General features: G+C 35.5%; 25 protein-coding genes. 16 read left to right on the top strand and 9 right to left on the bottom strand.

Annotated elements, in window-relative coordinates; translation table 11 throughout:
- Positions 1 to 22: 22 nt before the first annotated feature.
- A complete protein-coding gene (locus tag MKY26_RS22355) occupies positions 23 to 802 on the bottom strand; it encodes a PhzF family phenazine biosynthesis protein (protein WP_341099272.1) in 780 nt (259 codons plus the stop codon).
- A gap of 350 nt (positions 803 to 1,152) precedes the next feature.
- Between MKY26_RS22355 and MKY26_RS22350 the strand changes: the two genes are divergently transcribed.
- The 4 genes from MKY26_RS22350 (at position 1,153) to MKY26_RS22335 (ending at position 3,556) form a co-directional block, all read left to right on the top strand.
- On the top strand, positions 1,153 to 1,785 hold the full coding sequence (locus MKY26_RS22350) for a class I SAM-dependent methyltransferase (protein ID WP_095370275.1): 633 nt from the start codon (positions 1,153 to 1,155) through the stop codon (positions 1,783 to 1,785).
- Between the two features lie 35 nt (positions 1,786 to 1,820).
- Complete coding sequence (locus MKY26_RS22345; RefSeq protein WP_095370274.1) at positions 1,821 to 2,678, top strand: putative RNA methyltransferase; 858 nt, start codon at positions 1,821 to 1,823, stop codon at positions 2,676 to 2,678.
- 87 nt (positions 2,679 to 2,765) lie between these two features.
- On the top strand, positions 2,766 to 3,248 hold the full coding sequence (locus tag MKY26_RS22340; protein ID WP_095370273.1) for a tetratricopeptide repeat protein: 483 nt from the start codon (positions 2,766 to 2,768) through the stop codon (positions 3,246 to 3,248).
- Between the two features lie 14 nt (positions 3,249 to 3,262).
- Positions 3,263 to 3,556 carry a MazG-like family protein gene (locus MKY26_RS22335; protein WP_095373515.1) on the top strand — a complete coding sequence of 98 codons (294 nt, stop codon included), beginning with the start codon at positions 3,263 to 3,265 and terminating at the stop codon, positions 3,554 to 3,556.
- A 37-nt stretch (positions 3,557 to 3,593) separates the two neighbouring features.
- Here the strand turns inward: MKY26_RS22335 and MKY26_RS22330 are convergent, their stop codons facing one another.
- Positions 3,594 to 4,646 (bottom strand): ATP-binding protein, encoded by a 1,053-nt coding sequence (locus tag MKY26_RS22330; protein ID WP_095370272.1) that lies wholly within the window; start codon positions 4,644 to 4,646, stop codon positions 3,594 to 3,596.
- Between the two features lie 91 nt (positions 4,647 to 4,737).
- Positions 4,738 to 6,702 (bottom strand): bifunctional 2',3'-cyclic-nucleotide 2'-phosphodiesterase/3'-nucleotidase, encoded by a 1,965-nt coding sequence (locus MKY26_RS22325; RefSeq protein ID WP_445293145.1) that lies wholly within the window; start codon positions 6,700 to 6,702, stop codon positions 4,738 to 4,740.
- Positions 6,703 to 7,119: 417 nt separating this feature from the next.
- Here MKY26_RS22325 and MKY26_RS22320 point away from each other — a divergent pair, with 417 nt between their 5' ends.
- From MKY26_RS22320 to MKY26_RS22305, 4 genes are all read left to right on the top strand, one after another.
- Positions 7,120 to 8,019, top strand: a complete 900-nt coding sequence (locus MKY26_RS22320) for an NAD(P)/FAD-dependent oxidoreductase (protein ID WP_341054591.1) — start codon at positions 7,120 to 7,122, stop codon at positions 8,017 to 8,019.
- A gap of 208 nt (positions 8,020 to 8,227) precedes the next feature.
- Positions 8,228 to 8,914, top strand: coding sequence for a Crp/Fnr family transcriptional regulator (locus MKY26_RS22315; RefSeq protein ID WP_095373514.1), 687 nt, complete (start codon positions 8,228 to 8,230; stop codon positions 8,912 to 8,914).
- 20 nt (positions 8,915 to 8,934) lie between these two features.
- Positions 8,935 to 9,642 (top strand): YjjG family noncanonical pyrimidine nucleotidase, encoded by a 708-nt coding sequence (locus MKY26_RS22310; protein WP_322909977.1) that lies wholly within the window; start codon positions 8,935 to 8,937, stop codon positions 9,640 to 9,642.
- A complete protein-coding gene (locus MKY26_RS22305) occupies positions 9,632 to 10,846 on the top strand; it encodes a Bcr/CflA family efflux MFS transporter (RefSeq protein ID WP_095370268.1) in 1,215 nt (404 codons plus the stop codon). Before MKY26_RS22310 ends, MKY26_RS22305 begins: the two co-directional genes overlap by 11 nt.
- 389 nt (positions 10,847 to 11,235) lie before the next feature.
- Here the strand turns inward: MKY26_RS22305 and MKY26_RS22300 are convergent, their stop codons facing one another.
- Positions 11,236 to 11,397: a hypothetical protein gene (locus MKY26_RS22300; RefSeq protein ID WP_157733771.1), complete on the bottom strand. Its 162-nt coding sequence runs from the start codon at positions 11,395 to 11,397 to the stop codon at positions 11,236 to 11,238.
- 268 nt (positions 11,398 to 11,665) lie between these two features.
- Between MKY26_RS22300 and MKY26_RS22295 the strand changes: the two genes are divergently transcribed.
- Positions 11,666 to 12,262, top strand: a complete 597-nt coding sequence (locus MKY26_RS22295; RefSeq protein WP_095370267.1) for an isochorismatase family protein — start codon at positions 11,666 to 11,668, stop codon at positions 12,260 to 12,262.
- Positions 12,263 to 12,331: 69 nt separating this feature from the next.
- Here MKY26_RS22295 and MKY26_RS22290 read toward each other — a convergent pair whose 3' ends face one another.
- The gene (locus MKY26_RS22290) at positions 12,332 to 13,219 is read right to left on the bottom strand and encodes a diacylglycerol/lipid kinase family protein (protein WP_307318637.1); all 888 of its coding nucleotides are present in this window, start codon (positions 13,217 to 13,219) and stop codon (positions 12,332 to 12,334) included.
- Between the two features lie 153 nt (positions 13,220 to 13,372).
- On the opposite strand from MKY26_RS22290, the gene MKY26_RS22285 reads away from it, so the two are divergent.
- From MKY26_RS22285 to MKY26_RS22275, 3 genes are read left to right on the top strand one after another with little or no spacing between them, the layout of a single operon-like run.
- Positions 13,373 to 13,816: a MarR family winged helix-turn-helix transcriptional regulator gene (locus MKY26_RS22285; RefSeq protein ID WP_095370265.1), complete on the top strand. Its 444-nt coding sequence runs from the start codon at positions 13,373 to 13,375 to the stop codon at positions 13,814 to 13,816.
- An 11-nt stretch (positions 13,817 to 13,827) separates the two neighbouring features.
- Positions 13,828 to 14,772 carry a ring-cleaving dioxygenase gene (locus MKY26_RS22280; protein ID WP_095370264.1) on the top strand — a complete coding sequence of 315 codons (945 nt, stop codon included), beginning with the start codon at positions 13,828 to 13,830 and terminating at the stop codon, positions 14,770 to 14,772.
- Entirely contained in the window at positions 14,772 to 15,851 is a 1,080-nt protein-coding gene (locus MKY26_RS22275) for an LLM class flavin-dependent oxidoreductase (protein ID WP_341099266.1), read from the top strand. The genes MKY26_RS22280 and MKY26_RS22275 overlap by 1 nt, the downstream gene beginning before the upstream one ends.
- A 39-nt stretch (positions 15,852 to 15,890) precedes the next feature.
- Here MKY26_RS22275 and MKY26_RS22270 read toward each other — a convergent pair whose 3' ends face one another.
- Positions 15,891 to 16,217, bottom strand: a complete 327-nt coding sequence (locus MKY26_RS22270) for a hydrolase (protein WP_095370262.1) — start codon at positions 16,215 to 16,217, stop codon at positions 15,891 to 15,893.
- Between the two features lie 108 nt (positions 16,218 to 16,325).
- Complete coding sequence (locus MKY26_RS22265) at positions 16,326 to 16,865, bottom strand: recombinase family protein (protein WP_095370261.1); 540 nt, start codon at positions 16,863 to 16,865, stop codon at positions 16,326 to 16,328.
- Positions 16,866 to 17,054: 189 nt separating this feature from the next.
- On the opposite strand from MKY26_RS22265, the gene MKY26_RS22260 reads away from it, so the two are divergent.
- The 3 genes from MKY26_RS22260 to MKY26_RS22250 all read left to right on the top strand — a co-directional run bounded on the left by MKY26_RS22260 (position 17,055) and on the right by MKY26_RS22250 (position 21,415).
- Complete coding sequence (locus MKY26_RS22260) at positions 17,055 to 18,512, top strand: SulP family inorganic anion transporter (protein WP_322909980.1); 1,458 nt, start codon at positions 17,055 to 17,057, stop codon at positions 18,510 to 18,512.
- Positions 18,513 to 18,762: 250 nt separating this feature from the next.
- Entirely contained in the window at positions 18,763 to 19,602 is an 840-nt protein-coding gene (locus MKY26_RS22255) for a YitT family protein (protein WP_251162892.1), read from the top strand.
- A 367-nt stretch (positions 19,603 to 19,969) separates the two neighbouring features.
- Positions 19,970 to 21,415 (top strand): MDR family MFS transporter, encoded by a 1,446-nt coding sequence (locus tag MKY26_RS22250; protein ID WP_095370259.1) that lies wholly within the window; start codon positions 19,970 to 19,972, stop codon positions 21,413 to 21,415.
- Between the two features lie 36 nt (positions 21,416 to 21,451).
- On the opposite strand, the gene MKY26_RS22245 is transcribed toward MKY26_RS22250, so the two are convergent.
- The gene (locus tag MKY26_RS22245) at positions 21,452 to 21,886 is read right to left on the bottom strand and encodes an organic hydroperoxide resistance protein (protein ID WP_095370258.1); all 435 of its coding nucleotides are present in this window, start codon (positions 21,884 to 21,886) and stop codon (positions 21,452 to 21,454) included.
- Positions 21,887 to 21,984: 98 nt separating this feature from the next.
- Positions 21,985 to 22,566 (bottom strand): LOG family protein, encoded by a 582-nt coding sequence (locus MKY26_RS22240; protein ID WP_322909981.1) that lies wholly within the window; start codon positions 22,564 to 22,566, stop codon positions 21,985 to 21,987.
- Positions 22,567 to 22,654: 88 nt separating this feature from the next.
- On the opposite strand from MKY26_RS22240, the gene MKY26_RS22235 reads away from it, so the two are divergent.
- Entirely contained in the window at positions 22,655 to 23,485 is an 831-nt protein-coding gene (locus tag MKY26_RS22235; RefSeq protein WP_095370256.1) for a class I SAM-dependent methyltransferase, read from the top strand.
- Positions 23,486 to 23,567: the final 82 nt, after the last annotated feature.

Genomic DNA, 23,567 nt, shown 5'->3' with positions numbered 1-23,567 from the left:
AACATAAATTTAGAAACTCTTTTTAAACCTCTATATACCCCTCTAAATAAGCTACAGCTTCTCCAGCTATTTTTACACTCTCACCTAAATCAGTACAATATAGTTTTCCTCCTCTTTCTGATAATTGTAATGCGATAAGCTTATCTTTATTCAATCTATCTTTCCAAAAAGGAACTAAAGTACAATGAGCAGATCCTGTAACGGGATCTTCGTCTACTCCAGCCTTTGGAGCAAAAAATCTTGATACAAAATCTACTTCTTTTCCTTTAGCTGTCACTATTACACCAAAACCATCTAATTTTTTTAGTTCATCCATATTTAATTCAAGAGTTAAAATATCCTGCTCTGTCTCAAATACTGCCATGTAATCTCTAGATTTATAGACCTCTTCAGGTACTTTACCTAAACCTTTAATCAAAGCTTCTGGGGGATTAGATTGTTTCCCTTTTCTTGAAGGGAAACATAAAGTATAAAGGCCGTCTTCATTAATAACCTCTAGAACTCCACTTTTAGTTGTAAACTTTATATTTTTTAAATTCTCATCTAAATATGAGTTTATGACATAAGCTGATGCTAATGTGGCATGCCCACATAAATCTATTTCTCCTTTTGGAGTAAACCATCTTAACTCATATTCATTCTCCTTTTTTACAAAAAAGGCTGTTTCAGATAAATTATTCTCATTTGCAATTTTTTGCATGAGTTCATCCTTGATCCACTCATTTAACGGACATACCGCCGCTGGGTTTCCTCTAAAACGTTCATTAGTAAATGCATCAATTTGATAAATCGGTATTCTCAATTCCAAAATCTCCTTTACAATGAGATACTTTTAAACATTCATAGAAATTTTATTACACCATTCATTTTAATTATAAATTATTCCTCAACTAATTTGCGCGGGGGAGTTTCTAATCAAACTGCTTATGGTATTTATAATTGAATAATAAAGATTGTCTTATTGTATTCGTTCATTCACAAAACTTTTGTCGAGACAGTATTAAAGCAATTTATTACCGGTTATCCCACTATTCACGTGGCATGTGATAAACTAAAAATATTCAAAATGGAGAGAAGTGTTCGAGATGAAACAGGAAGTAATTATTAAATATGTGCAGGTGACAAAATAATAGAGGTACGGGGGAATGTTAATTGGTATTAAATCATAGAGGGTTCGATGAATGGGCGAAGGATTATGATCAATCCGTAAGATTATCTGAGGGAAAAGAGGCTTATCCTTTTGCTGGTTATCAAGATGTAATTAATCTTGTATATCATATGGCAGGACATAAACCGTCATCAACCATTTTAGATGTAGGGTTTGGCACGGGGACATTAACAAAGCGATTGTACGATGACGGTCATAACATCTATGGAATTGATTTCTCAAAAGAAATGATAGCCATTGCTAAGGGAAAAATGCCTAACGCTAATCTTTTTCAAAAAAATATGGAAGAAGGTCTTCCATTCGAATTTGAGAAGGAAAAATTTCATACCATTATCTCTACCTATGCACTTCATCATGTAACAGATAGAAAAAAAATTGAATGGATTCAACAGCTCTCCTTTTCGTTACATGAAGGAGGGTCAATTATTATTGGAGATATTGCCTTTGAAACAAGAAGTGCGCATGATCAATGTAAAAACAGAAGTTATGAGGATTGGGATCATAGTGAATTTTATACCGTCTATGAGGAAATAAAGGAAGAATTAATAGCATTAAAGTTTAAAGTAGATTATAAGCAAATCTCTCATTGTGGAGGCGTATTATTAGTTCGACGTTAACTATATAACCCACTAAATTGAGAAAGGAATGAACCATGAATAAAAAGCAGAAGAGAATTGAGCAAATAACACGTTTGCATTCACCATTAAGATGTCCTATTTGTAAGGGAGATTTGAAGGTAGAAGACAATAGCCGACTAATCTGTAGCCACCTTCATAGTTTTGATATTACAAAGCAGGGCTATATCAACGTCCTAACTCATAAAGTAAACAGTCATTATGATAAGGAGTTATTTGAAGCAAGAAAACAAATCATCACAAAAACAAAACTATACAATCCGTTACAACAATTAATCATTTCGCATATAAAGGAGCTTAGTCCAGGACAGATGATTGCTGATGCTGGTTGCGGTGAAGGCTCGCATTTACATATGATCTTAGAAAAGCTAAATGTAACTGAGCAAAAGTATGTAGGAGTCGGTTTAGATATTGCTAAAGAAGCAGTTAAAATGGCAGCGGGCAATGATGATGAGTGGATATGGCTTGTTGGGGATTTGGCGAATCTACCCTTCACCGACCATTCTGTAGATGTGCTATTAAATATTCTATCACCTTCTAATTATCAGGAGTTTAAAAGGGTGTTACGAGAGGGTGGCATCGTAATTAAGGTTGTCCCCCGTCCTAATTATTTATTTGAGTTAAGAAGTGCGTTATCGAAAAATAATCACTATGATAATCAAGAGATACTACAATTGTTTAAAGAACATTTTCATGTTATCAGTCAAAAAAGTTTGCATTACACTGTAGAACTTAGTAGTGAAGAGAAGAAACAACTTGTAAAAATGACACCCCTCACATGGAGTGGGCAAGAAAATACGAAGAGGTTATTTATTGAGGGTGATCATAATCAAATTACGGTTGACCTTGAAGTGATCGTCGGAAAAATAAAATAAAATTGAAGCTGGGGGAAATACATTATAATCCCTGGATTTATTTAAACATTCTGCCTCATAGAGTCTAAATGAAGGGAGGAGGCAAGTATGCAAGATGAGATAATGGAAGCGTTAAGATTAAGAAAGCAAGGTGAATGGTTATTATCTAATCAGCTTTTTTTGAAGATGTTGGAATCTTTTCCCGATGATGCAAACCTTTTATACCAAAGTGCTTGGAGTTACGACTTGCTCGGTGAAGAAAGAAAAGCCGTGCCCCTCTATGAAAAAGCCATTCAAAAAGGATTGAAAGAGGACCTGGAAGGGGCTTATATTGGTTTAGGCAGTACACTTAGAACGTTAGGGGAATATGAAAAATCTAAAGCAGTATTAGAGGAAGGATTCCATCAATTTCCCCATAACGGAGCACTAGTGACATTTTTAGCGATGACTTTATATAACTTAGGGGAACATGAATTAGCGATGAATCATTTGTTGAGATTATTGGCTAATACTTCAAGGGATGAATCAATTACTGCTTATCAAGAAGCGATTCATTTTTATCGCGAGCAATTGAATAAAACATGGGAGTAGGTAAGCATCGAATGATTAATATAGCAGAGTTACAAAAAGAGGTTGGACAATTTAGTAAAGAAAAAGGCTTTGATAAAAACAGCGTCGAGGCTCGTGCACTCTTTCTAATGACGGAGGTAGGTGAAGTGGCAAAGGAAGTATTATCACTTTCATGGGAAGAGGATAAGGAAGTGGTGAAAGAACGCCTAGGTTTAGAGCTATATGATGTAGTATGGAATGTGTGCGAGCTAGCGAATAAATTAGATATAGATTTAGAGAAAGCCTTTGTACAAAAAAGTGAAATTAATCGCAGCAGAACTTGGGAATAAAAAAAGTGGTTGAATGAAAATCAACCCCTTTGAATAATTAGTAATGATCTTGAATCGTGAAACGAATGGAAAAGGTTGTCCCAGAAGAGTCTGTAGTAAAATCAATATTAGCATTATTTCTTTTGGCAATGGCAAACGAGATAGCTAGCCCTAGACCAGTTCCCTTTTCTTTTGTTGTAAAAAAGGGGGTAGAAATCTTGTTCATTACTTCAGGGGCAATTCCTGTACCTTCGTCTGTTATAGATAATACGACTTGACCACGATCTAAGTATGTACTGATATGTATAGATGCTTTCGCATGCATTGCATCTAAAGAATTATTTACCATATTAATAATTAATTGACGAATCTCGTTTTGATCTAAATTTAATAGTGGTAAAGGGTGCAGCTGAAGATGGATTTTTTTATTTTCTTTAATGGCTCTCGTCTCTAGCAATGGATAGATAGATTGAATAATTTCGTTGAGATGTTCCTTCTCTTTTCGACTAGGCTTATTCTTGGCCATATCTAGAAATTCACTAATAATGGAATTGACACGATCAATTTCATTAATCATTAATAGAAAAATTTCTTGGTATTTTAGTAAATCTTCATTTTTTTCTACTAACTGAAGAAAGCCTTTCACAGTTGTTAGTGGATTACGCACTTCATGCGCTACACCAGCTGCCATTTCCCCAATCAACCGTAATTTTTCATAATAAGCTCTTCTTTCATTTTCTTTCTTCGTCTCTGTTATATCCTGCATAATCACTAGAAGACCTTTTGTATCGGGTATTGTTTTCACTTTAAAATAATTAGTATTTGCGTATGAGAGGTCAAAACTAATCCCTCTTTGCTTCTTGTATGATTGATATAACTGTTTACATACTTTCCTACATAAATCTGGTATAGCCTCACAAATATTTCTGCCTAGTATTTCGTCTTTTACGATATTAAACATATTTTCTGCTGAACGATTAACAAATAAAAGTTGCATATCCTTGTTTAAATAATAGCAACCATCAGAAATATTTAGGAGTATCTGGTGGAGGTGAATATTATTTAATCGATTCTCTTCGGGCAAGATAGAAAAGTTCTTTGTCGTAGTCATCTGATGTAAAATCGCTCCTTTCAAATGATTGTTAGTTTAATAGAGAGGCTAAGAGAATTACTCGAAGCCTCTTTATAAAAACAATACTTCTCTATTCTATTGTGATGGAGTATAGACCAAATCCATTATTACTTGGCCCAATATATTGAATGGGGCTATTTTCATTAAGTAAATCTTTAGCCTCTATGGACGATTCAAATTGAATATTTGGTGTATTTAAAACAGACGTGAATGTCCAGTTATTATCTGCCGTAGGATCGATGGTGCCTTGCTCAAGAATGTAATCAATGATTACTTGTCTGTTTTCATCTGGATACATAGTAACTGATTGTTGGTTTCTTACACCTGGGAACTGCCCACTTGCGCGATAATTATTAGTCGCTACAATGAAGTTTTGCTCAAGATTAATCGGTGAACCATTATAGCTTAAACCTTTGATTCTATTCGCATTTTCATTGATCAACTTTCCTTCAGTATCATATTTGGCAGGCTCTGTTACATCAATTTCATAAGTGACTCCGTCTATCACATCAAAGTTATATGTTGGAAATTGCTCATTTATTAAAGGTTGTGTTTGTTCCTCACCAGGTAAGATTTGATTAAACTGACCAGCAGACATTTCTAACCATTCTTTTATATCAGCGCCGGTGATTTTAATGGCTGCAACCGTGTTTGGATACAAATATAAATCAGCGACATTTTTAATCGCTATCGTTCCTTCAGGTATATAAGTATAATAATTTGCTCCATTACGTCCGCCAGCTTTAAAAGGAGCTCCAGCAGATAAAATCGGAGTACCCTCTTCTGGTGTGCCAGCTAGTTGTTTTTCTAAATACCATTTCTGTGCATTTGTAACAATTTGAATGGAGGGATCATCTTTTATTAATGCAAAGTAACTATGAATATTGGCAGTCGTATTGCCAACAGGTTGTCTTACATATTCTAAAGTTTGTTCATGAGAAAGTTGGATGGCATCGAGTATGTCTGGATCGGCAATTGTATTGGTTTCGCTTTCTGAATTATATACGCTTCGCAATTCAGACTGGACATTGTTTACTTTCCAATGTCCAAAGGAAGTGGTAAGTGATAAATCAATGACACCTAAATGATTACCCCAGTTACCAGGCATAACAACGGGTACACCATTAATTGTTCCTTTCTCTTCATTCACTCCCGGTAAGTCTGAAAAGTCTCCTGGAAAGAGCTTATGGTTATGACCAGAAATAATAGCATCGATTCCTTTTACCTTTGTTAGCGCATATGTAGCATCTTCATCCATCTCTGCATAATTTTCCGTTCCCATTCCAGAATGAGCGAGGACAATAACTAGATCGGCACCGGCTCTTTTCATTTTAGGAATGGTTTCTTTAACAGATTGGACGATATCTTTCGTATAGACTTTCCCTTCTAAATTCGCTCTATCCCATTCAGTTATTTGTGGTGTCACAACACCAGTTACACCGATATTTAATAAGTGAGGAAATCCCCTCTCATCTCTTACTATTTTTCTAATGATTTTGTATGGCTGGAAATACTGCTTTTCCTTCCCTTTCCCTTTTTTTACTTGATAGACATTGCTGTTCACATAAGGGAAGGGGGCATCATTTAATGTTTCATTTAAAAATGATAATCCATAATTAAATTCATGATTCCCTACAGTAGCAGCATCATAATCTAGAAGCTTCATAGCTTGGAATACCGGATGTAATTCTCCAGGTTTGATCGGATTGATCTTAGCTTTATAATCCCCTAATGGATTCCCTTGAATCAGATCACCATTGTCGAAAAGAAAGCTATTGCTCTCCTCCGTCCTTGCTTCTTTAATTAATGTGGCTGTTTTTGCTAGTCCGAAATCCTCCACTTCTTTGTCTTGATAATAATCGTAGTTGGAAAGGTTGGTGTGAATATCAGTCGTCCCCAATAAGCGAATATCTACTTTGCTTTTAAAAGGATTTGGAAAATGATTCGTTTCTGCTGCCTCTGCCTGATAAATTCTTGGTAAAGAAGAAATTACGAGGATAATAGTAAGACATAAAAAAGTAATTTTCCTTATCAAAATCGACACAACTCCTCTGTATTCATTTTTTTATCTTCACTCGAAACCATATAATAAATAATCTATTTTTCAACATAATAGTAACTATTTTCTATTTTTTTTGATAGAGGAGAAAAGAAGGGTTTTTGTTATAGAATTTCCTTAGAATAACAAAGAAGAACAAGAATTTTTGTATAATGGGGGACTTTTATCGTGAGTATTTCCAAAAAAATAGTTCAAATGTTTTCTTCATTTCTTTTTCAGTGCATCATCACGATTACTTAGATTTTTTTGATGGAATTCAGTTTAGTTATTAATATTAACGATGTTCGAATGCAAAATATGATTCTAAGTAAAAGGAGAGGATATTTTAAAATGCCGTTGCATAGGATGGTAAAGTAGCTTTTACTGAATGATATATAAGGGGGTTGGACGAGCATGATGTATGATTGTATCATTATAGGCGGTGGTCCTGCGGGGTTAAGCGCAGCTTTAGTATTAGGTCGAGCAAATAGAACTGTACTGATACTTGATCATCATCGTCCGAGGAACCGATTTACCACCTATTCACATGGTTTTTTGACACGTGATGGCATAGAAGTAGAACAGTTTAGACAGACAGCTTATGAGGAAATCATGCATTACCCTTCTGTTACAATAAAAAATCATGAAGTAATCCATGCAAGGAAAAATGACCAATCTTTCGTTATAGTGACGTTAGATAAAGAAGTATTCGAAGGAAGAAAAATCATCGTTTCAACCGGAATTAGAGAAAGACTACCCCAAATTAAAGGATTAGCCTCTTTGTATGGAAAAAGTGTGCATAATTGTTTTTATTGTGATGGTTGGGAGTTGAGAGAGAAGAAAATTGCTGTTTTATACGATCATCTTGGTTCGCTACATTTGATCAAACTTATTCATCAAATAACTAAACATATAGTAGTATGTACTAATGGTTTTCCGATAGATAGTAGAACAAGGGATCAGTTACAAAGTAAACAAATCCTTATCATAGATTTTCCGATTAAGGAATTAGTTGGAGAAGCAGGAAGTCTTTCTGCTATACTCTTTACAAATGGTAGAACTGAAAGGGTTGATTCCCTTTTTGTCAGTCCAAGATGGGAACATAATGGCACCATTTTATATGGATTAGGCTGCAAGAAAGATGTAAATGGTAGAGTAGTTCGTGATACTCATAATCGGACGACTATATTTGGTGTGTATGCGACTGGTGACGCTGCATTTATATCTCCTTCTCAAGTAGCGATTGCTGTTGGCGATGGTTCGCGTACTGCTATAACAGTTTCAGGTGATTTGGCAAATGAGGATTTTAAATAAGATTTCATTTGGCTCACGTTTTTTGTAGGTTATTGTTTGTCCCCCTTTCATACCCTCCCACAATTTCTTCATAAAAAATAATCGATTCCTTACATTCTTTATTGTTATTTTTTTATTAAAGTACGAATTATTGGGACATATGTCCTTTTCAAAAAATGTTTGTTATCTTTAAATAAGAAAAGGAATGAAGAGGAGATGGGTGTTGGACATGAGTCGAGTGGACGTTCAGTTTTATATGGATAAATATAATCTGCACGAGGTGTTACCGGAAAGGCTGTATCCTCATCTGAGCTTGCATACTGTAGAAAAGGGAGAGCAGCTTTGTAGACAAGGAGAACAGGCGAAGGCATTGTACATCGTAGTAAAAGGAAAAGCAAAAGTATTTACAACATCTATGGAAGGAAAAACACTTGTACTTTCATTTCAAACACCGATTGAGTTGATCGGGGATATTGAATATATCCAAAACATTGATATTATCAATACAGTTGAAGCGGTATCCTCAGTAACAGTTATAAAAATCCCATATAAATTTCTCCGTAAACATTGCGAACAATATTCACCGTTTCTTATGTTTTTGCTAAAGGTTATTACGGATAAATTTAATGCAAAGTCAAATTTTTTAAAATTGAATGTGCTTTATCCAGTAGAAGTCAGACTAGCTAGCTATTTATTATCGCATTCATTTGATGAGGAACACTCATTAGTGACGGGTATGCATAGTACAAAAAATTTAAAAGATACTGCTAATCTCATTGGAACGAGTTATCGCCACTTAAATCGAGTGATTCAACAGTTTAGTGAACTTGGTTTAGTTGAAAGAAAAGACAAATGGATTCAGATTAAAGATTGGGAGGGCCTGCGGGAAATGGCTGGTTCGTCCCTATATGAATGAAACAACAGGAGAGGCTATATATGAAAAAGTATCAATATTTATTTTTTGATGTGGACGACACATTATTAGATTTTAGACATACGGAAAAAAGGGCATTAGAGCGTTTGTTTGAACAAGAAAATATCGTATTAACTGATGACATAAAAGGGGATTATCACCGCTTTAATAAAGGGTTATGGCATGCGCATGAACGGGGAGAGATTGGCAAAGAGGAACTTTTAAACACGAGATTTACCGAGTTCTTCCGACTTCATGGAAAGCAAGTAGACGGCTTAACAATGGAACGGAGTTACCGCAATTTCTTATCCGAAGGACATGAACAATTAGATGGAGCGCTTTCGCTTATTCAACAACTATCGACACAATATGAACTTTTTATTATGACGAATGGTGTAGCGCAAACGCAAAATCGCAGGTTACGTGATTCCGGGTTGTTTCCTTATTTTAAAAATATCTTTATCTCAGAAGAAACTGGTTTTCATAAGCCTATGAAAGCATACTTCGATTATTGTTTCCAGCGTATAGATCAGTTTAATTGTGGAAAAGCACTCATTATTGGTGATTCTTTAGTAGCTGATATAAAAGGTGGTCTTGCTGCTGGAATGGATGCTTGTTGGATGAATGTTGCAAAAGTAGCTAATGACACAGACATTACACCCACTTATGAAATCAATAAGTTAGTTGAGCTCTTACCTATATTAGAAAGGAGGGAGTTCATTGACTCATAATCCAAAGGGTAAAGAACGATTGATACTAGCATTACTTTTAGGGATGCTAGCGACATTAGGACCATTAAATATAGATATGTATTTACCAAGCTTTCCGAGTATTGCTTCGGACTTAGAGACATCGGCTTCTATGGTCCAATTGAGTTTAACGGCTTGTTTAATTGGTTTGGCTTTTGGACAATTGGTGATTGGACCGATTAGTGACGCAAAAGGAAGGAGAAAACCACTTTTAATTTCTATTCTACTTTTTGCTGGTGCCTCTTTTTTATGTGCAGTTGCCCCTAATATTACAACCCTTGTTATTGCAAGATTTTTGCAAGGAGCTACTGCCTCTGCGGGAGTTGTCTTATCGAGAGCGGTTGTTAGAGACACATTTAGTGGAAGAGAACTAACGAAATTTTTTGCGCTATTGATGGTCATTAATGCGGTTGCCCCGTTAGTCGCTCCCATTGCAGGGGGAGGCATTTTGCTTTTTCCTTCTGCGAGTTGGCATTGGATATTTATAAGCTTAGGAATCATAGGTTTAATCATTTTCTTAATTGTATTTTTAAAACTTAAGGAATCCTTACCTGTAGAGAAGCGTAGACCAAGCTCTTTGAAATCCACGTTTCGGACAATGGCAGAGTTGAGTACAGACCGTTCTTTTATTAGCTATGCTTTAATCGTTGGTTTTGTTCATGGAGGAAGTTTTGCTTATGTCTCAGGTACACCGTTTGTTTATCAAGGGATTTATGGTGTTTCACCGCAAGTATTTAGTATTCTATTTGGCATAAATGGACTTGCAATTATAACCGGGAGCACCATCGTAGGTCGTTTAGGTGGAAAAGTGACAGAGAAAAAATTGTTAAAAATCGCGGTCACAGTCGCTGCATCGTCGACATTATTCTTACTTTTGATGACGATTATAAAAGGACCGCTTGCATTAATTGTCATTCCAATCTTTATTTATATGCTCTCAATGGGAATGGTTTTGACAAGTTCGTTTACATTAGCAATGGAATTCCAAGGACATCGTGCAGGCAGTGCAAGTGCCATTTTAGGAATGCTTCCTCTTGTGGTAGGAGCGACGGTTTCTCCATTAGTAGGGTTGAATGAATCAACAGCTATACCGATGGGAGCCATTTTGTTCGTTACATCCTTTATTGGTTTTACCCTCTTCTTCACTGTTGCCAATCGTGATGAAAAGACACAAATAAATGTATAGAAGCATAGGATGAATCATTCATCTGAACAAATTGGACTGCATCTCAATTGTTAGAATCTAACAAATGGAGGTGCAGTTTCTTTATGGACAAATGATAGGAAGAATATGGAGGGGAACTCTTCTTATTTAGAATTTGAGCACCTATTTAAAAAGTCATGGAAAATCTGCACAGATTGAACTTGTATTGATTAATCAATAGTTACTAAAAGGTATAAAGTGGGTAGGTAATGGAGGAGTTAAGTAGGTTTAGGGCATAGGAAATTAGAAGTTTTCTTTGTCATAGAAACATCTATGGATCAAATAAATGTCTCGCTCAAGCAATAAAAGGACAAGTTTTTTAAAGACTACGGATTCTAGAAAGTTTTTTTGACATTGGGAAACCATCACATTTAATCGACAACTTGATCAGTATCGATCACTTCTTGCAAAAGAGAGATATGTTCATCGATAATATGAATTCTTGGATCTTGGGGGTTAGTAATATGTTTTTTCATATCTTGCAAAAAATGCAATTCTCTTTCCATCAATTGTCTTTCTATTGAATCAAGCATATATGAAAACTCCTTTTTAATGAAAAATAATAGAGGTTGTCCCTTCTTTCTATTATTATATGCACGGCAGTCTATTATATACATTACATTATTGCCACCTTTATTATTATACCTATATTTTTTTCCTAGATACAGTGCAAATTTCCTGATTGATAGTGAAGAAAGAGAACTTCATTTAATTTTCAATTTTTCTTTAAGTAAAGAAGGAGTATTTCAATCAGAGCAGGAATGAGTATAGTTTAAGTAATAATAGAGAGGAAGATGTGAAGTGAATCAAGTTTTATTAATAATTGATGCACAAGAAGCATTAATTGAGGGGGAAAACGGTCAAACGCCCGTCTATCAAAAAGAGCAGCTGATTACTACAATAAATATATTAATTGAACAAGCGGAGAAAAATGATATTGACGTTATATTTGTAAGAGATCTAGATGTAGGCGGTGGGAGTGGAGATGGCTTTCAAGTACATCACTTAATTAAGGTACCTGAAAAATCTTCCAAAAAAATGTTTAATAAACTTGCGACGAATGCTTTTTACGAAACTGGTTTATTAAATTACTTAAAAGAGAGGAATATTCAACATCTAATTATTGCAGGATGTCAAACGGAATATTGTATTGATACAGCTGTCCGATATGCAACTGTTAATGGTTTTGATGTTACTTTAATTAAAGATGGACACTCGACAATTGATTCAACAGTTTTACCTGCTGAGAAAATAATTGCTCACCATAATCAAACCCTTCATGGTCACTATAATGTTGATCATTTTTCAGTCGTAAGAGGTAGTCATGAAGCTGTCTTTATCCCACCTCACAATGAATACAGGAAGGAGTGGGCAGTTGAGCAAGAGCAACTAAAATAAGAAACTTATCCTTACTGAGTTGCCAAGAGAGTCTGCCCTACTAAATATTTGTTGAGCAGACTCTCCTAGTCAAACATCGCCGACTACCATTGTCATATGTTGAGGTAAGATAGAAATTGAAGTGGGTGTTTCGGCAATTAATTCTCCATCACAATCAATTTTTTGAATTGGTTGAGCTTCTATCTTTAATGATTTTGTTCGGAAATAGACGATTTCATCATTATTTTTATCTGGATAATCGTCTTTTACTTGTGATTGGAACCAGGTCCAAAAATTTTGCATACTGGCTTGTTTAATAATTAACACATCAAGTAAGCCATCTTGGATATTTGCTTGAGGAAAGAAGGATTGCATACCGCCTAAATAAGAACCATTTCCTATTACCATCATGACAGCATCATCATCATAGGTGCAATGATCACTTTCAATTTTTAAATGGAAGACTTCGTTTTGAAAAATAAGCTTAGACGCTTGAATATAGTAAGACATTTTACCAAGTTTTTTACTATTATTATCCATTTGCTCTGATACTTTTGAAATTAAGCCAATTCCCCAGAAGTTCAAAAAGTATTGATTATTAAAAGTACCGATATCTATTTGTTTTATCTTTTTTTCTTTAATCTGTTTAGCGGCTAATATTGGTTCTTGACTTATGCCAATGGTTCTTGAAAAATCATTACATGTGCCTCCAGGTAAGATAGCAAATGCTGGTCTCTCTTGCAATGGTGCTAATGCATTGACTAGTTCAAAGATTGTTCCATCTCCGCCAGCGCCGATAATTAAATCCACTGAAGACGCAAGTTTTTCCACGTATTTAGCGCCGTCACCCTCCTGTTTTGTTTGATATATTTTCACATTTGTAAAAGTTTCTTTTAATTCTGTTTCAATTTCTTCAATTTGATTCATTAATTTCTTGTTCCCTGCATTAGGATTTAAAATAATCGCTACAGTATTCATAACTACATTCCCCCTTTCATATGTACATACTTCCCGTTTTATTTGTAAATGTAGCATGAAATAGAAAAAAATATATTATTAATTCGAGATATTTTACTTGAAGATAAATCATTTGAGTGGTAAAGTGATAAATATAACGAGGTGACTTTAAAAATGAAAAAGCATACTTTAGGGTCTTTATTATGGATGAGGATAGCTAGATTTACACATCAAAGTAACTTATTATCTAATGAATTTTTAAAAAAATATCAATTAACTGCTTCCCAATTTGATGTTCTTACACAGGTAGCAGCTTACGAACCCATTACCCAACAAGAGCTAGCTGATAAATTAACCGTAAGCCAAGGGGGGGTATCTAGAATGCTTTCAAAACTAGAAAAAGAGGGATTGATTATAAAAGAAGTAAAATGGAAAACAAAAAAAATTTCTCTTACAGCAAAAGGGAAGACAAAACTAGCTGCTGCATATGAGGCTCAATTACATTTTCAAACCTCCTTTTTTGATGAATCACTATCACAGGATGAGCAGAAGATTCTTTATCAGTTATTATCAAAACTACAAAAAAATAGTGATCAGAAGAAAAAATCCATTATATAGGAGAGGATTAAATGACGTACATTGCAGGTCATCATCATACATCGATGATTACAAAGGATGCGAATAAAAATAATCATTTTTATAAGAATATACTTGGTTTAAGACGGGTTAAAATGACTGTAAATCAGGATGATCCCTCTATGTATCATCTGTTTTTCGGAGATGAAATCGGAAGTCCAGGCACAGAATTAACATTTTTTGAAATACCGATGGCAGGTAGAACCCATAAAGGAACAAATAGTATTACCCGCATTGGATTACTTGTTCCATCCTATGAGAGTTTACTGTTTTGGTCTGAACGTTTTAAGCAATTAAAAGTAAAACATGGAGAAATTACAGAATATACGCAACGCCCCAGTCTATCATTTGAAGATCCCGATGGCTTGCAATTAGTGCTTATTGTTTCTGAGCAAAGCCTGTCATTTTGGAGAGGTTGGTCTCAATCACTTATCCCTAAGGAGCATCAAATTATGGGCATGGGCCCAGTTGAAATGACAGTGAGAAGACCCGAGAAGTTACAGGACACGCTAGTGAATATGTTTGGCTACTCTATTTCTTATCGAGAAGAAAAATTAACGGTCTATCAATCATTAGCAGGAGAACCGTTCGGAGAAATTGTGGTGATTGAAAAAGATGGACCAGATGAGAGACCAGGACGAGGCAGTGTTCATCATTTAGCAATCCGAGTAAAAGACGAAGAGGAACTGAAATATTGGGAAAGTAAAGTAAGAGAAAAAGGTTTTTTAACAAATGGTATTATCGATCGCTATTATTTTAAAAGCCTATACTTTAGAGAATCTAATGGTATCCTTTTTGAAATTGCGACAGATGGTCCCGGGTTCACAATTGATACCGATCTCGTGCATTTAGGAGAAACTTTAGATCTTCCGCCATTCCTCGAAGAACGCCGAGAAGAAATAGAAAAGATGCTTAAACCTATAGAGGAGAATGAATAATGGAAAAATACCGGATAAATAAAGAGAATGGTCTGGAGTTCGGCTTGTACTCATTGGGTGATCACATTCCTAGTGCTAAAACAGGCAAACGAATATCCGCGCAAAAGAGACTAAATGAAATCATTGAGGCAAGTCAATTAGCTGAAGAAGCAGGTATTGATGTATTTGGCCTAGGTGAGAGCCATCAAACTTATTTTACAACTCAAGCACATACCGTTGTACTTGGTGCGATTGCCCAGGCAACGAAAAAAATAAAATTATCAAGTTCAGCAACAGTATTAAGTGTATCTGATCCTGTTAGGGTATATGAGGATTTTGCTACAATTGACTTGCTTTCAGGTGGCCGTGCTGAAATTGTCGCGGGTCGAGGTTCTAGAGTAGGAGCTTATCAATTATTGGGTATAGACTTGGCTCATTATGAAGATATCTTTGAGGAAAAGTTGGCTTTATTAAAGCAACTGAATGAGGAAGAAAGGGTGACATGGTCGGGAAGATTCCGTGCGCCATTAGATAATGCTGAAGTGCTTCCACGACCTCTGAATGGTTCACTTCCTATTTGGAGAGGTGTTGGCGGTCCACCAGCTAGTGCCGTTAAAGCAGGTAAAATGGGCATTCCAATGGTATTAACAACATTAGGTGGTCCAGCAGATAATTTCAAAATATCGGTAGATGCTTATCGCCAGACGTTAGAGGAGAATGGATTCCAAGCCAACCAATATCCAATTGCAACAACGAGTTTGTTTTATGTTGCAGATACAACTAGAGAAGCGCTTGAAGGAATGTATCCTTATCTAAATGGTGGCTTTCAAGCGATCAGAGGTGGAGGGGGTTACCCTATTCAGCAATTCACACAAGCGCCGGATGTAAGGGATGCTTTAATGGTTGGGAGTAAGCAGCAAATTATTGAGAAAATCCTCTATCAATATGAATTATTTGGGATGCAAAGGTTTTTAGCACAAATCGATTTTGGTGGAGTACCTTTCGCTGATGTAATGAAAAATATAGAGATTATTGGGAATGACATTATTCCAGCAGTGAAGAAGTATACAAGAGAAGAAGAAAAGTCGTCCGAAAGTTAATAGAAGCAAAGAAGCCACCCTATTGAAGGTGGCTTCTTTTTATATCTTATCAGTATCGATAATATTCATCTCTTTTATATGATTTTTTGCCTCTTGATCACCTAATTGATAGATCATCTCATAAAGACGCATCAAAATTTGATCATATTCAGGGTTAGGCGATTTTTTATGATACTCAAGAAAAGGAACTTGAGCTCTAGCAAAGGTTTTTAACTCTGCATTATAGTTCTCATCTAAAAAGCGGTTTAGCTCAGCAATTTCAGCACCTGTTGCATATACTCTAAACTGCCAATCATGACCATCCATTGTGTCAAGTATTGTACCGTTTTCAAGGTTGATATAGTAAGCTTCTCTATTACCGTCCATTTAAACCTCTCCTTTTTCTCGGATAGTCATGTTATTCCCTGTTGGACTTGTAGATAAACAAACTATTAAATAACTATTTTTATTAGTATGCCATTGAATCAGTTGTTTTTAACTTAATTGTTCTAAATATCGGTATAATGTAGATTTACTGATCCCTGTTTGTTCTTTAATTTCTAATAAAGTGAAATTTTTTGTTTGATACATTTCGATCGCTTTTTTAACATTCTCATCAGGCTTTTTTGGTCTACCACTCGATTTTCCATTTTCTTTTGCTTTTGTTAATCCCCTTCTGGTATTTTCACTGATTACGTCACTTTGAAAGGAAATAAGCTTATTTAACATTGGTAAGAAATGCTTACCCGTTTCATCACTTGTATCGATTTCTTCATGTATTGCTTGGAAAAAGATTTTTCGCTCATCTAACTCATTTAATAATTCTGCGAGATGATTAGTGGAGTCAGCCAATACGTTCAGTCTAGCGACAATCACTGTATCACCTTTTTGCAAATGGTTTAATAAATCCTTTAATTTATTTCTTCTTTTTGGTGAGGTATGTGCTTCTTGAAAGTATATATCGCAATCTTTTAAGTAAGTATATTGCTCATCTATATCTAAATCATGTAGAGGTCGTAAATATCCCGCGAACATAATCATTGCTCCTTTTCTTCTTAAAATGAATAAGAACTAATAGTTGCATACGTAATTAAAGATATCATATCACATCACCTGAAAATTTCTTGATATGACATAATTAATCCCAAAAACGTTCCTTTATGAAACTTTTTGTGTTAAAATCTTCTCATTGCCTAAAAAAAGACGTGAATGAGGTGTTTAGGATTGATCACATGGAAAGAACAGTGGTTTTCAAATATTAGAGGAGATATTTTATCAGGCATTGTAGTTGCACTCGCACTTATCCCAGAGGCAATCGCCTTTTCTATTATAGCTGGTGTTGATCCAATGGTAGGGTTATATGCATCTGTTTGTATTGCTATTATTATCTCTGTTACAGGTGGGAGACCCGGAATGATATCTGCAGCAACTGGAGCAATGGCACTCTTAATGGTTCCTTTAGTAAAAGAATACGGTTTGGATTATTTACTTGCTGCAACTATTTTAACAGGAGTCATTCAGTTTTTATTCGGTGTATTTAAAATAGCTAAGGTAATGAAATTTATCCCGAGAGCAGTCATGATGGGGTTTGTTAATGCACTTGCCATTCTCATTTTTATGGCTCAGGTGCCCCATATTTTAGGAGAGTCTTATATGACTTTCATCTTTTTAGCTATTACTCTTTTAATTATTTATATTGTACCAAGATTTATCAAGGTCATACCGGCTCCACTCATTGCGATCGTTTTCCTTTCAGCAGCCGCTATCTTTTTTCAAGCTGATATGAAAACGGTCGGGGATTTAGGAGCGATTTCACAAACATTACCAAGCTTCTTCATACCGAATGTCCCATTTAATTTAGAAACATTGATGATTATACTCCCCTTTTCTGTTGCTTTGGCAATTGTTGGGTTGCTTGAGTCATTATTAACTACTCAAATTGTTGACGATATGACTGATACTGTTGGAGATAAGAATAAAGAAGCAAGAGGGCAAGGGATTGCTAACTTTGTAACGGGTTTCTTTGGGGGAATGGCAGGTTGTGCAATGATTGGACAATCCGTTATCAATGTGAAGTCGGGTGGTCGAGGACGTCTATCAACGCTTATAGCTGGACTTGTATTAATGTTTTTAATCCTTGTGTTAGGAGGAGTCGTTGTCCAAATTCCAATGCCTGTGTTAGTAGGTATTATGGTTATGGTCTCTATAGGTACCTTTGATTGGTCTTCTTTTGCTTATTTGAGAAAGGCACCATTATCTGATTCGTTAGTGATGTTAGTTACAGTCGGGATCGTTGTGTACACACATGACTTATCTAAAGGTGTTATTGCAGGTGTCATATTAAGTGCTATATGCTTCGCAGCGAAAATATCAAAGGTAAAAATAACAAAGACAATCGACCACACAAATTGTTTAACAAATTATCAGGTTCAAGGCCAAATATTCTTTGTCTCTGTTGATGCTTTTTTAGAAAAAATAGATTTTGACGTAAAAAAAGAGACGATTGTATTTGATTTCACTCAAGCTCATATTTGGGATGATTCAGGTGTTGGTGCGTTGGATAAAGCGATCTTGAAGCTCAAAGAAAACGGAAATTCCGTTAAAGTTCGAGGTTTAAACGATGATAGTGAACAAATAGTTAAGCGATTAGCTGTCAGTCAACATGAGATACAAAAGAGTTAGGTAAACTATATCATCATTTAAGATGTGTAAAAAAGTTGCGAGGTGCTCGGCACTCGCAACTTTTTAATTGTAGAAAGTAATGATAAGTTTTTTTCCCTTATCTTTGAGTTAAAAGATAATTCATAATTATTTTTTAATGAATGATTTTCATTCATTATTTCTAAAATCTATTGTCGTCACTAATCACCCCATGATAAAATGCAGTGGTGCCTCAAATGGAGAGCGAATTGAATGATGGAGGATAGAAGCCATGAAAAAATATATATGGGATAGTATTGTCATTGTCTTTGGTGCGTTTCTTTTTGCATTAGCTATTAATCTGTTTGTCATCCCGAGTGAACTTAGTGAAGGCGGAGTTACTGGATTGACAATTATATTCTATTATCTTTTTGAATGGTCTCCAGGATTAGTGAGTTTCATATTAAATGCCATTTTATTGATTGCAGGTTATAAATTTTTAACGAAACAAACCGTTATATATACGATTATTGCTGTTATTTCGCTTTCTCTTTCCTTACATTTAACTGAAGGGTGGAACATTGATTCGAATGAGATATTAGTTAATGCCATTTTTGGAGGAATATTCTCTGGAGTTGGTATCGGATTAATTATTCGTGTTGGTGGTACTACAGCTGGAACAACCATTCTTGCGAAGATGACAAATAAGTTTTTAGGATGGAGTATTAGTTATAGCTTATTATTTTTTGATATTCTTGTTGTCTTAAGTTCTTATTTCATTATTGGTGCAGAGAAAGTAATGATTACACTTATTATGTTATATGTCGGTACAAAAGTGATGGAGCTTATTATTGAAGGATTAAATCCTAAAAAGGCTGTCACAATTATATCAAAAGAGTCAGACACGATTGCCCAACAAATCAATCAAAAACTCGACCGTGGAGTAACAGTAATGAACGGAAGAGGATATTATACAAAGCAAGCAAAGGAAGTACTATATATTGTCATTAGTAAACAAGAAATTATGAAATTGAAAAAAATTGTTTTAGCAACGGATCACACGGCCTTTGTTGCCATACATGATGTACGCGATGTGTTTGGTGAGGGGTTTGGAGATATGTCAAAAGGATGAGAAGTCGGCGATGAGCTGGCTTTTTCTTTTGGAAAGTTGAAAGTCTATAATATGTTGGAGTATTAGAGTGTAACCATTTAGAATATGATTCTCAAAAAAGGAGAGACTACGGCTCTCAGGAGAAGCGTAGTTACCTCAAGTGGCTTAAAAGAAGTCAAACTTGTTGAAAAAGCAGAAGAGCTTAGCGCAACCGTCTTATATAACCGTCATTTAGAACACTAAAAGGAAATTGACTTTTCTATAGAGACGAAAGTGGCATATATTTGCAAATTGAAAAGATGAGCTAACTGATAGGCAAATTCGGCGTGAATCATGTAGAATAGGAGGGATGGTGTTTTATTCGAGATATTATAGAAGGAGAAAGAAAATGACAGAGAAGATAAATGATTTACAACAAGTCGAGATCAAGCCTTTGCCGATTGCAATTGTGTTAATGATTGCTGCTTTTATTGGATTATTTAGTGAAACGGCACTTAATATGGCTTTTACGAATATTATGGTGGACTATCAGATTGAACCTCATGCGGTTCAGTGGCTGACAACAGGGTTTTTATTAGTACTTGGTGTTTTAGTACCAGTTTCGGGATTACTTATTCAATGGTTCAGTACGAGGCAATTATTCGCTGCTTCCCTTATATTCTCGATTATTGGTACATTGATTGGCGCGTTATCAATCAGTTTTCCTATGCTATTAATATGTCGTGTGATCCAAGCGATAGGGACAGCATTGCTATTACCATTAATGACGAATGTGATCCTACTTATTTTCCCTGCGAATAAGCGTGGAAGTGTGATGGGACTTATGGGCTTAGTCATTATGTGTGCACCTGCTATCGGTCCGACCATTTCAGGGTTATTAATTGATCAATGGGGATGGCATTCTATATTTTGGTTATCATTACCTATATTAATCATTACTTTAGTTGTTGGAATGGCTTTTATGCAAAATGTTTCTACCATTACGAAGCCCCGAATTGATTTTGTTTCATTGTTATTATCGACGATTGGTTTTGGTGGCGTTGTATACGGGTTTAGTAGTGCAGGAGAGGGAAATGGTTCGTGGGTTAGTCCTTTGGTACTCTTACCAATTGTAATTGGTGTAATTAGTTTATTGTTATTCTCTATCCGCCAGTTACGTAGCCCAGAGCCAATGCTCGATTTACGTGTTTTCGCTCATCCAATGTTTTCTTTAGGAACCATTATGGTTTTCTTATGTATGATGATGATTTTATCGTCTGCTATCCTATTACCACTCTACTTAAAAGGTGGATTATTACTAACTGCACTAGCAGCAGGTCTTGTATTACTACCAGGTGGTTTAATTAACGGTTTAATGTCTCCAGTTACAGGGCGACTTTTTGACCGGTTTGGTCCAAGGTATTTAATTATACCTGGTTTCGTTTTAACAACGATTATGACCTTTTTATTTACTAGAGTAACGACGGAAACGAGTTCAGCTTTGATTATTTTCCTTCATACGGTGATGTTAATCGGCGTGGCGATGATTATGATGCCAGCTCAAACGAATGGATTAAATCAGCTGTCAAGAAGGCATTATCCAGATGGATCCGCTATTATGAATACACTATCGCAAATTGCTGGTGCTATTGGTACTGCCGTTGCTATTAGTTTAATGGCAGCAGGCCAATCCAGCTATATACCTAAAGAAGGTATGGCAAATACAGCTATCGCAGCTGAAGCACTAACAACTGGTGTTCAAACAGCGTTTTATCTTGGGCTAATTGCTTCAATCATCGGACTGGTTTTATCTTTCTTTGTAAAAAGAGTATATGTTGAGGATGAAACAAAATAAAACTCGCCATTTGGCGAGTTTTTTAACTTTGATTTACTATAATTGTTCTACTGCATGCGGTTCTAAGATGACTTCGATGTTATTGCGTACAGCTTTAGAATACGGACAAGTTTCATGCGCTTTATGAACCAGTTTTTCTAATGTCGCTTGATCGGTTCCTTTTGCTTTAATATTTAATTTCACTTGTAAGCTATAGCCTTCTTTTTCATCCTTAAAGAGACTGACATTGCCAATTACTTCCGTATCTATCGGTGTCCGATCCATTTTAGATACACCTTGCAGGGCACTTTCAAAGCAAGCAGCATATCCTGCAGCGAATAATTGTTCTGGATTTGTCGCTTCGGGCATTTCTTTCGCTCTAGGTGTTCCTGGCATTGCTATTGCGACATTAAAGTTACCATCCTCCGATACCGCTGTACCTTCTCGACCACCACTTACTGTAACTGTTGCTGTAAATAATTTCTTAGCCATTTGGATCGTCTCCTTTTTAGAAATAGATTGTACTATATATATAACCTTTTTTTTAAGAGTTACACATTTTTTTTAAATCTATTCAAAAAAATGAGGGTTTAAGTTTGGCTCTTTCTAATAAATGTTTTGACCTCAGGAGGCGTATAAGTATAAAATTGCTGAATTAAATCAGCAGGACTCTCGCTAACTAGTGCCATTTTTAAAAATTTGTCCTGTAAAAATTGTTGTTCATTCATATGAGCAATCAGTGAAATTAAGAGGTCAAAATAGTGATCAATATTGAGGATACCAATAGGTTTTTGATGTAATCCTAACTGTCCCCAAGTAAATACTTCAAAAAATTCTTCTAATGTTCCGCAGCCACCTGGAAGCATAATAAATCCATCGGCAAGTTCTTCCATTTTATGTTTTCTTTCATGCATAGAATCAACGATGACTAGATCACTTAAGTTCGGATGGGCAATTTCTTTATCTTGAAGGAATTTAGGAATGACACCAATTACTTTTCCGCCGTTGGCTAATGTACTATCTGCTACTGCCCCCATTAAACCAATACTTGAACCGCCATATATGAGTGTGATGCTTCTTTTAGCTAATTGCTCTCCTAAAACCTGTGCCCCTTTCATATAAGAGGGATGTGCCCCTTGGCTTGAACCACAAAAGACTGCGAGTGCTTGCAAATTTTTCTACCCCCTTTTTATTTAATGAAGTATACTTATCTAAAGTATAGCAAATATTCTTATAAAATTTGAAGCGGCAGGTGGACCTATGAATGGTGTCGACATCATTACAGATTGTATGGCGACAAATTTTGAAATACAAAAGGTACAAACAGTACATCGGTTGAAATTGGCAGAATTTTGGGGCATTAAAGAAGGCGATCGTGTTTTAGAAATAGGTAGTGGCCAAGGTGACACCACAGCAGTACTAGCTTATTTAGTCGGTGAGGAAGGGTTTGTTCACGGTATTGATATTGCTTCTCCTACTTATGGAACCCCTATTACACTCGGTGAATCCATATCTTATTTGTTAAATTCAAAAATTGGCAAACAAATTCATATCGATTTCCATATGGATTTATTATCTGACCAAATTGAGTTCTTGGAAAAATCTTTTGATCATATCGTTTTTTCACATTGTGCATGGTATATGAACTCAATTGAGGAGTTTGCCGCATTAATGAAAAAAGTGAAAAAATGGGGAAAGAACTTATGTTTCGCTGAGTGGGATACGAGAATAAGTGTGGTTGAACAGTATCCACATTTATTATCCGTTCTTATTCAAGCCCAATATGAGTCTTTCAAAAAAGAAAGTGATGCTAATATTCGTACATTGTTTACCCCATTTGATATACAAAAAGTGGTGAGAGAGGCAGGCTGGGATATAGAGAAAGAACATATTATTTTCTCACCAGAGCTGCAAGATGCAAAATGGGAAGTGACTAAATTAGTAAGGGACTTGCATACTGAGTTAGAGCAATTAGGAGAAATACCTGAAAAGCTAAGGTCGCTTATCTTGTCACAAATGTCCATGTTAGAAGATTTTCGCGTGACGAATGAAATCACGCCATTATCTGTTTATGCGTTTACAGCTAAATAGCAATTGGACCGAATGAAATTTCTGTACTTAATATAGGTGTTTGTATTAGACAACTTATCACCTTCCAACATACCTTATTAAG

It is taken from the genome of Cytobacillus sp. FSL R7-0680 (assembly GCF_038009245.1).
GTDB classification, from domain to species: Bacteria; Bacillota; Bacilli; order Bacillales; family Cytobacillaceae; genus Cytobacillus; species Cytobacillus kochii.
This window is presented reverse-complemented; position numbering and strand designations above follow the sequence as displayed.